Genomic DNA, 7,296 nt, shown 5'->3' on the forward strand with positions numbered 1-7,296 from the left:
GATTACCGTTCCTTTTTTGCAACTGATTCCTCTTCCAGTACCCGAATCCTTTCCCGGTACTCTGTCAGCTGTTTTTTCAGTGATTCATTCTTGATCTGGAGTTCTACCAGTTCATTTTTCATATGGTACAATTCCGTATCCTGTATTTCCATGTCTTCCCGGCTTTTCTCGAGCGTATTTTTCATACACATATATTCGTCGGCCACACTCAGTGCCAGATGAAAACTCTGCATATCCGGCGGCAGCTTCAGGTAATGCTCCGAAGCTTTCATGTCACGGATCTTTGCGTTCAGATAAGATGCGATCTGGTGCATAAACTCCTCCGGCTCTTCTCCGCCAAGATAAAATAACTTTCCGTCTATGACTACTTCTACGACGTTTTTCTTCATAAGTAAGCCCTCCTATTCCGGGATTGGCAGTCCAAAATGCCGATAGGCAGCGCCGGTGACGATCCGTCCTCTCGGCGTCCTCTGGATCAGTCCGTTTTGGATCAAATACGGCTCATAGACATCCTCAATGGTTCCGGAATCTTCTCCTACGGCTGCAGCCAGTGTGTCGAGTCCTACCGGACTGCCGTGAAAGACTTCGATCATCGTCTTAAGCAGGGTCCGGTCGGTCTGGTCGAGTCCCAGAGTGTCTACCTCCAAATGGTTTAAGGCAGACATTGCCACCTCTTTTGTGATGACTCCATCGTACTTTACTTCCGCAAAGTCCCTGACCCTCTTTAAAAGCCTGTTGGCGAGTCTTGGTGTCCCTCTGGATCTTCTGGCGATCTCCCTCGCTCCTTCTTCTTCAATCGGAATGCCTAGCACCGCCGCCGAGTTAATGACAATGGTCATCAGCTCCTCTGTCTCATAAAAATTCAGCCGGTTGACAACACCAAACCGGTCTCTCAAAGGAGCCGTCAGCATCCCGGCCCTGGTCGTGGCACCCACTAAAGTAAATTTTGGAAGTTCCAGTCGGATAGACCGGGCGGCCTGTCCTTTCCCCACCAGGATATCGATGGCGAAATCCTCCATGGCAGGATACAATACTTCTTCTACTTGACGGTTCAGCCGGTGGATTTCGTCGATAAACAGCACATCCCCTTCCTGGAGATTGTTAAGCAGCGCGGCTATCTCCCCAGGCTTTTCGATGGCAGGTCCGCTTGTGACCTTTAAGTGTACTTCCATTTCATTGGCGACGATGCCGGCCAGCGTAGTCTTTCCCAGTCCCGGCGGTCCGTAAAGAAGGACATGGTCCAGGGACTCGCCTCTGCTCTTTGCCGCCTCGATGAAAATTCTCAGATTCTGCTTTACCTTTTCCTGTCCGATGTAATCGTCCAGGTTCTGAGGCCTTAGATTATTTTCTATTGTAATGTCTTCTTCCACCAGTTCCGTGGAAATCATTCTATCTAACATAATGTTCCTCTATATCAGCTTTGTCAGCGCCTTTTTCAGCAATTGCTCAGGGCCGTACTCTGCTGCATTCTCTACTTTCTTAATGGCCATCATCGCTTCAGACCTGGAGTAGCCAAGGCTTACAAGCCCCTGTGCCGTGATCGCCACAGAATCTTCTGCCGATGAATCCCCCACAAAGTCCATCGGTTCAGCCTGCTCAAATTCTTCAAAGTTCAGTTTGTCCCTGAGTTCCAGGATCAGCTTTTTTGCTCCCTTCGGTCCAAGCCCCGGAGTCTTTGATATCGTCTTGGAATCATCACTCATCACCGCAATCTTTAATTCATAGACAGACAGGGTGGACAGCACCGAAAGACCTACCTTAGGGCCGATGCCGCTGACTCCGATCAGCAGTTCAAACGCTTCCAGCTCCTCCTTCGTCCGGAATCCGAAGAGGCTTACATCGTCTTCCCTCACATGCATGTGGGTATAGATCTTGACTTCCTGTCCGATTCCTCCCGGAAATTCCTGTCCGGCCGGCATCATGATATCATATCCTATGCCGTTATTCTCTACCACCGCTCCCCCAGGCGTCATGGAAACTAAAATGCCCTTAATATATGAAATCACTCCATATCCTCCTTGCGACGTTTTGAAGTCATTATAACACAAATCTCTCGCCTGTGGTTAGGGATTGAAAAAATTTCACACAGGAACTATAATGAAGGACAGCAGTTTTGGAAAGGAAACCGGCCGATGGAAACAAAAGAAAAGCTTTTATATCTGGATATCGAGACTACAGGACTTTCGCCGGAAACCTCTGCCCTCTCAGTCATCGGATGCTGTGAGAAAGGCCGGGAGCCCAGGCAGTGGTTTAATGAATCCGGGCTGGAACAAAAAGATATTATAGCCTCATTTTTAAGCTATGCGGGTCATTTTGACACCGTCGTCACTTATAACGGCGGAACCTTTGATCTGCCTTTTTTGAAAAAGAAATGTGAGGAATTTGGTCTTCCTTATTCTTTGGAGTGCAAACGCTGCATTGATCTTTATAAAAATCTCCGCTCCTTCAGACACCTCCTCCCATTAAAAAATCTCAAACAAACATCAGTGGAAGAATTCCTGGGGATTCAAAGAACGGACCACATATCCGGACGGCAGCTGATCAGAGTTTATCAGGACTACATAAAAACCAAAGAACCGGAATTAAAATCTGCGATTTTGCAGCATAATAAAGAAGACATCTTATCTCTTCCCCGGATTCAGTCCCTCCTGATCTTTGAACCTTTAGCCGGCGGCCATTTTTCAGTGGAAGAATACAGTCTGTCGGAACATGCTTTTTCTGTCCGCCTTTCTCTCCCTTTCAATACTCCGGTGCCTCTTTCTTTTAAGAAATCAGGACACCGGCTTGAGATCGCCGGGTCAGAAGCAAACCTTTACTGCCCCCTGATACACGGCCAGCTGAAGCACTACCATAAAAACATAAAGGATTACCGGTATCTTCCTCTGGAAGACATCGTAATCCCTGTATCCATGGCTGCCTTTGTAGACCGGTCTGCAGTTTTAAAGCCGGTTCCGGAAAACTGTTATACCAAGTTTTGCCCGGATGAAACTTTTTGCTCCGACCCCAGTGACCTCTTTCAATACTGCAAAGATATCGTATATTACTTACTTAGAAAGGATAAATAACATGAGACACTTATTACAAATGAGCTTCCTTTTCTTCGTCTGTCTGGCCGGGGAAGGGCTGGCTAAGCTGCTTCCGTTTGCATTTCCGGGAAGTATCATGAGCATGTTCCTGCTCCTTTTCCTCCTGCTCTCAAAAATTGTAAAAGAGCATCAGATCCAGGATATCTGTGATTTCCTTCTCCATCATATGGCCTTTTTCTTTCTCCCCGCCGGAATTGGCATTATGGAAAAATACCAGCTGTTACAGGGCCGGATCATACCGTTTCTCCTGATCTGCCTGCTCACAACCGTTTTCACATTTTTTACTACTTCGTTATCTATGAAGCTCATCTTCGCCCTGCAAAAGAAAGGAAATGACAATGAAAGAACTGACTGCTAATCCAATGTTTCCAATCGCGCTTTCTCTCTGTGTCTATGAAGGATTTCGTATCCTGCAGAGAAAAACGAAAATTTCTGCGCTGAATCCTCTGCTGCTCTCCATTGCATTTATCATCCTATTTCTGAATATATTCTCCATACCGCTTGAAGATTATAACAGCGGAGGTGCTGTAATCTCCATGTTCCTGGCTCCGGCCACCGCATCTTTAGCTCTCTCCATCTACCGTGAGTTTGATCTGCTGAAGAAACACTGGGTGCCTATCCTCGTGAGCTGTTTTGTGGGATCTGTAACATCTATGTTAAGTGTCTGTGTCCTCTGCCGTCTCTTTGGTTTTAATGAGCATCTGACGGCCTCCCTGATTCCCAAATCCGTCACGACCCCGATCGCCATAGAAGTCAGCAGCCAGCTTTCCGGCATCCCGTCCATTACAGTGGCTGCAGTCGTTATCACCGGCATCCTAGGGGCCGTGATCAGCCCTGTACTGATCAAAATCTTCAAAGTCAATGATCCTGCTGCCGCCGGTGTCTCCATTGGAACATGCAGCCATGCCGTCGGAACCTCCAAAGCAGTGGAACTGGGTGAAATCGAAGGGGCCATGAGCGGTATCTCCATAGGGATTTCCGGTATCATCACGGTCATTCTGGCATTAATTCTTTTCTAATACAAAAACCTGCGCAAAAATTTACGCAGGTTTTTTTTATTTTCTTTTATTGCTCAGTGCCTCTTTAAAGGCCTCGACAGAACGGTTCACCACCAATTCTTCCGGAAAATCAACTTCTGAAAGCAGGGCTTTTGCCTCATTCAGGTTGCCTACCGCATATGGAGTATGCGCATCGCTGTTGACAATCACAGGTACATTATGCTTCCTGCACAGATCCAGCATCACAAAATAGTTTTCTCTGGCATTGCCCCGGAAGCTTTCGGGGCAAAGAGAACTGTTGTTGACCTCTAAAAGTGTTTTCGTCTCTTTTGCTCCCATCACCAATGCCTTGTAATCAATCGGAATCCTTCCGTCATCGGGATGGCTTATGATATCCACCAGAGGATGATTCATGGCTCCTAAGTATGCGGCGGTGTTCTGTTCCTTATCTCCTATTTTGTAACAAAGTTCATGAATTCCCGCAATTCTGATATCTAAAAATTCCTTCATCAAGGCATCATCAAGGCTGAGTCTTCCGTTATAATCGATAATATTGATTTCTGAACCAAACATCATCTCGATGCCGTACAGCTGCCTCGGCAGCACTCTCAAATTCTTAAAATAAATGTCTGTACAGGTTCCCGGAATCCCTTTGGCATGTTCCGTGATCCCAAACAGTTCAAAACCGCTCTCCGCCGCAGCAGCAGCCATCTCGCTGACGGTTCCGAACGCATGTCCGCTGGCAATAGTGTGAGAATGCACGTCTAATTTAAACTCCATAAATCTTACTCCTTCTTTTCAGTCAGTCTGATTCTTTCCCTCTTAAATTTTACACATTATATTTTATCATACTATAAAGTAAAAGAAATTGGAACCTCTCCAACGAATCTCTCCCCTGCCTCACGGTCTTCTTCTCCCAATACTTTGGGGCAGACCGTCTGATCCATCAGAAGATCCAGCAGCCCGATTGTGTCCTTTTCCATCAGACTGTCTAAGAGAAAACTGCTGGTCCCCCCGGTCATTACGGAATCAAGTCCAGTCATAAGAAGGTCTTTTCCCGGGCACTCATTCCACAGCATTTCTATATTTTCACCGATGAAACGGATCTTCAGCAGACGAGTCGATGCTTCCTCAATAAAGGAAAATTTTAGCTTCAGCACGGTATACCCGTCCTCATCAAAAGCTGCCTGTCCTTTTACCGCCACCAAATAAGCCTCTCCGTGCATATCGATCTCAGTGACCCTGGCTTCCTTCCATCCCACTTCCAGGCAATAAGGTTTCTCTCCTTCCCGGAAACAAAAATAGAATTTCCGGTCTTTTGTAAAAAATCCTGCCTCGCTGATCCCGTCAGTATAGTTATTGTGAAACACCTGCATGATTAGCGGGAAAAGGCCCACATGCTGCTTTTTCAGCTTAAAAAATCTTCCCCCAACTCCAAGGATCAGTTTTCTTTTCTTATAGAATTCACTTCCGCGCCAGAGAAGTTTTTTCAGCCCGCTATAAGAGATTGGCGGAAATCTGGTATCATGGCGTCCTGTCTTATTCTGGAATTGTAAAAGCTTTTCATAAGCCCGCCGGTTTTTCTTTAAATTTTCCCCGGGAGTAAACCCGTCTTCAAAATATTTGGCCACTGTGTCCAAGAGCAGGGATGTGTGAAATAATTCATTGCTTCCCGCATTGGTGACAATAATCATATCCAAATCGGGATATACCATGACATTCTGTCCCAGCATGCCGTTAAAGGCATAGCTCCCCGGACGGCCTGCCATCCACATTTGATAGCCGTAGCCATACTCCCCGAACTGCTTTGGAGTTTCCACATGACATATGGACGCCTCTTCAATCCATCTCTGCGGTATAAGCTGCCGCTGATCCCATTCTCCTTTTTGAAGACAAAGCTGTCCGATCTTTGCCGCATCTTCCGGACAGAGAAATAACCCCCATCCTCCTTTCGTAATGCCTTTGGGACAGCTCTCCCAAAAAATCCTGGTAATGCCAAGGGGCTCAAACAGTCTGGGTTTCAAATACTCCATCAGAGATTGTCCGGTTATTTCCGTCACAATGGCGGACAGCATATAGGTGTTCATACTGTTATATTCAAATTTGGAGCCTGCCGGGCCATTTACCGGCGAATCCAGAAAACCCTGGACCCAGTCATTGCAGGCCACGGCACCTTTTTCATTGAATGCCACCCGACTGGTCATGGTAAGCAGATGTTCCACTGTCAGATTCCTCTGCTGAAATCCTCTGATAGAGAATACACTTTTATCGAATATCCCCAGAATCTTATCATCAAGCCTTAAACTGCCCTCTTCGATCAGTATGCCAATGGCCATTCCGGTTATGCTCTTGCACAGTGAATGGGTAATATGCCAGAGATTTTCCGGATATGGCGCATAATGGCACTCTCCGATCACATATCCATGTCTTAAAATCATCACCTGATGAATGTCCACTTTAGAAAGATTCAAAAGTTCCTCCATCAATCTCCTGACCTGATCCGATTCGATTCCCTGTTCCTCAGGCGCCGACCTGGGCAGCTTCTGCCCTGACTCGGGCAGACTGTAAAATGACGGTTTCTGTGGAATAAAATCTACTTTGCTTATATGTTCTGTGTTTCCTCTTACTAAATTAAAAACAAGTTCCAGCATTGCCTGCTGCTCTTTTAACATCGCACTGCACCCTCTTCTATTACTGCCTGTTCTTCTTTTGCTTTCTGTATAATATAGCACATATTTAAAAACGGAAAAAGCACCTTAGCATTACGATTCTTCTATGTTTAAAAAAATATACAAAGAATTTAAAATTTTGTCTTTACTTTTTCTAAAAAACCTATATAATAGATAAAGGTGACAGCAAGACGGCCCCATGGTCAAGAGGTTAAGACGCGACCCTCTCAAGGTCGAATCACGAGTTCAATTCTCGTTGGGGTCATACAGCCGGAACATCGTATTTATGCGGTGTTTCGGCTTTTTTATGTCTGTGTGAAAAAGTTACTCACCAAAATTACTCACCAAAACTAAATTTTCGTTGCTTCATGTCTTTTTATATTAATATAGAAGCAACAATCGAGTAGGGGAGATTAAATCTCCCCTCTCACACCACCGTACATGCCGTTCGGCATACGGCGGTTCAACATAACTTCAAAGCATGACGTTCCATGTAATAATCGTAGCAACTCACAAGCCCTGCCTGTTTCAGCTTTTCTTTTG

At 45.8% G+C, this 7,296-nt stretch carries 8 protein-coding genes and 1 tRNA gene; 4 read left to right on the forward strand and 5 right to left on the reverse strand.

Going from position 1 to position 7,296, the window contains the following annotated elements; translation table 11 throughout:
• Positions 1 to 2 precede the first annotated feature (2 nt).
• Genes QGT46_RS13270 through ruvA form a run of 3 tightly spaced genes read right to left on the reverse strand, consistent with a single transcriptional unit; the run spans position 3 to position 2,006 of the window.
• On the reverse strand, positions 3 to 389 hold the full coding sequence (locus QGT46_RS13270; RefSeq protein WP_148460336.1) for a cell division protein ZapA: 387 nt from the start codon (positions 387 to 389) through the stop codon (positions 3 to 5).
• 12 nt (positions 390 to 401) lie between these two features.
• Positions 402 to 1,400: a Holliday junction branch migration DNA helicase RuvB gene (gene ruvB, locus QGT46_RS13275; protein ID WP_148460335.1), complete on the reverse strand. Its 999-nt coding sequence runs from the start codon at positions 1,398 to 1,400 to the stop codon at positions 402 to 404.
• A 9-nt stretch (positions 1,401 to 1,409) separates the two neighbouring features.
• Entirely contained in the window at positions 1,410 to 2,006 is a 597-nt protein-coding gene (gene ruvA, locus QGT46_RS13280) for a Holliday junction branch migration protein RuvA (protein WP_024727097.1), read from the reverse strand.
• Positions 2,007 to 2,132: 126 nt separating this feature from the next.
• Here ruvA and QGT46_RS13285 point away from each other — a divergent pair, with 126 nt between their 5' ends.
• Genes QGT46_RS13285 through QGT46_RS13295 form a run of 3 tightly spaced genes read left to right on the forward strand, consistent with a single transcriptional unit; the run spans position 2,133 to position 4,105 of the window.
• Positions 2,133 to 3,065, forward strand: coding sequence for a ribonuclease H-like domain-containing protein (locus tag QGT46_RS13285; RefSeq protein WP_148460334.1), 933 nt, complete (start codon positions 2,133 to 2,135; stop codon positions 3,063 to 3,065).
• 1 nt (position 3,066) lies between these two features.
• Entirely contained in the window at positions 3,067 to 3,444 is a 378-nt protein-coding gene (locus QGT46_RS13290; RefSeq protein ID WP_148460333.1) for a CidA/LrgA family protein, read from the forward strand.
• Positions 3,425 to 4,105: an LrgB family protein gene (locus tag QGT46_RS13295; protein ID WP_024727094.1), complete on the forward strand. Its 681-nt coding sequence runs from the start codon at positions 3,425 to 3,427 to the stop codon at positions 4,103 to 4,105. The genes QGT46_RS13290 and QGT46_RS13295 overlap by 20 nt, the downstream gene beginning before the upstream one ends.
• Before the next feature lie 36 nt (positions 4,106 to 4,141).
• Here the strand turns inward: QGT46_RS13295 and QGT46_RS13300 are convergent, their stop codons facing one another.
• Positions 4,142 to 4,864, reverse strand: a complete 723-nt coding sequence (locus tag QGT46_RS13300; protein ID WP_148460332.1) for a phosphatase — start codon at positions 4,862 to 4,864, stop codon at positions 4,142 to 4,144.
• A gap of 71 nt (positions 4,865 to 4,935) precedes the next feature.
• Entirely contained in the window at positions 4,936 to 6,756 is a 1,821-nt protein-coding gene (locus tag QGT46_RS13305) for a serine hydrolase domain-containing protein (RefSeq protein WP_148460331.1), read from the reverse strand.
• Between the two features lie 190 nt (positions 6,757 to 6,946).
• Here QGT46_RS13305 and QGT46_RS13310 point away from each other — a divergent pair.
• A tRNA-Glu gene (locus QGT46_RS13310) sits at positions 6,947 to 7,018 on the forward strand.
• The last annotated feature ends 278 nt before the right edge of the window (positions 7,019 to 7,296 follow it).

Source organism: Anaerostipes faecis, assembly GCF_910574135.1.
Taxonomy (GTDB): domain Bacteria; phylum Bacillota; class Clostridia; order Lachnospirales; family Lachnospiraceae; genus Anaerostipes; species Anaerostipes hominis.

What these genes read in the sequence shown, in the direction of transcription:
- QGT46_RS13300 (WP_148460332.1), bottom strand. Translation starts at nt 4,864, where the DNA reads ATGGAGTTTAAATTAGACGTGCATTCTCACACTATTGCCAGCGGACAT.
- QGT46_RS13270 (WP_148460336.1), bottom strand. Translation starts at nt 389, where the DNA reads ATGAAGAAAAACGTCGTAGAAGTAGTCATAGACGGAAAGTTATTTTAT.
- QGT46_RS13290 (WP_148460333.1), top strand. Translation starts at nt 3,067, where the DNA reads ATGAGACACTTATTACAAATGAGCTTCCTTTTCTTCGTCTGTCTGGCC.
- ruvB (WP_148460335.1), bottom strand. Translation starts at nt 1,400, where the DNA reads ATGTTAGATAGAATGATTTCCACGGAACTGGTGGAAGAAGACATTACA.
- QGT46_RS13305 (WP_148460331.1), bottom strand. Translation starts at nt 6,756, where the DNA reads ATGTTAAAAGAGCAGCAGGCAATGCTGGAACTTGTTTTTAATTTAGTA.
- QGT46_RS13285 (WP_148460334.1), top strand. Translation starts at nt 2,133, where the DNA reads ATGGAAACAAAAGAAAAGCTTTTATATCTGGATATCGAGACTACAGGA.
- QGT46_RS13295 (WP_024727094.1), top strand. Translation starts at nt 3,425, where the DNA reads ATGAAAGAACTGACTGCTAATCCAATGTTTCCAATCGCGCTTTCTCTC.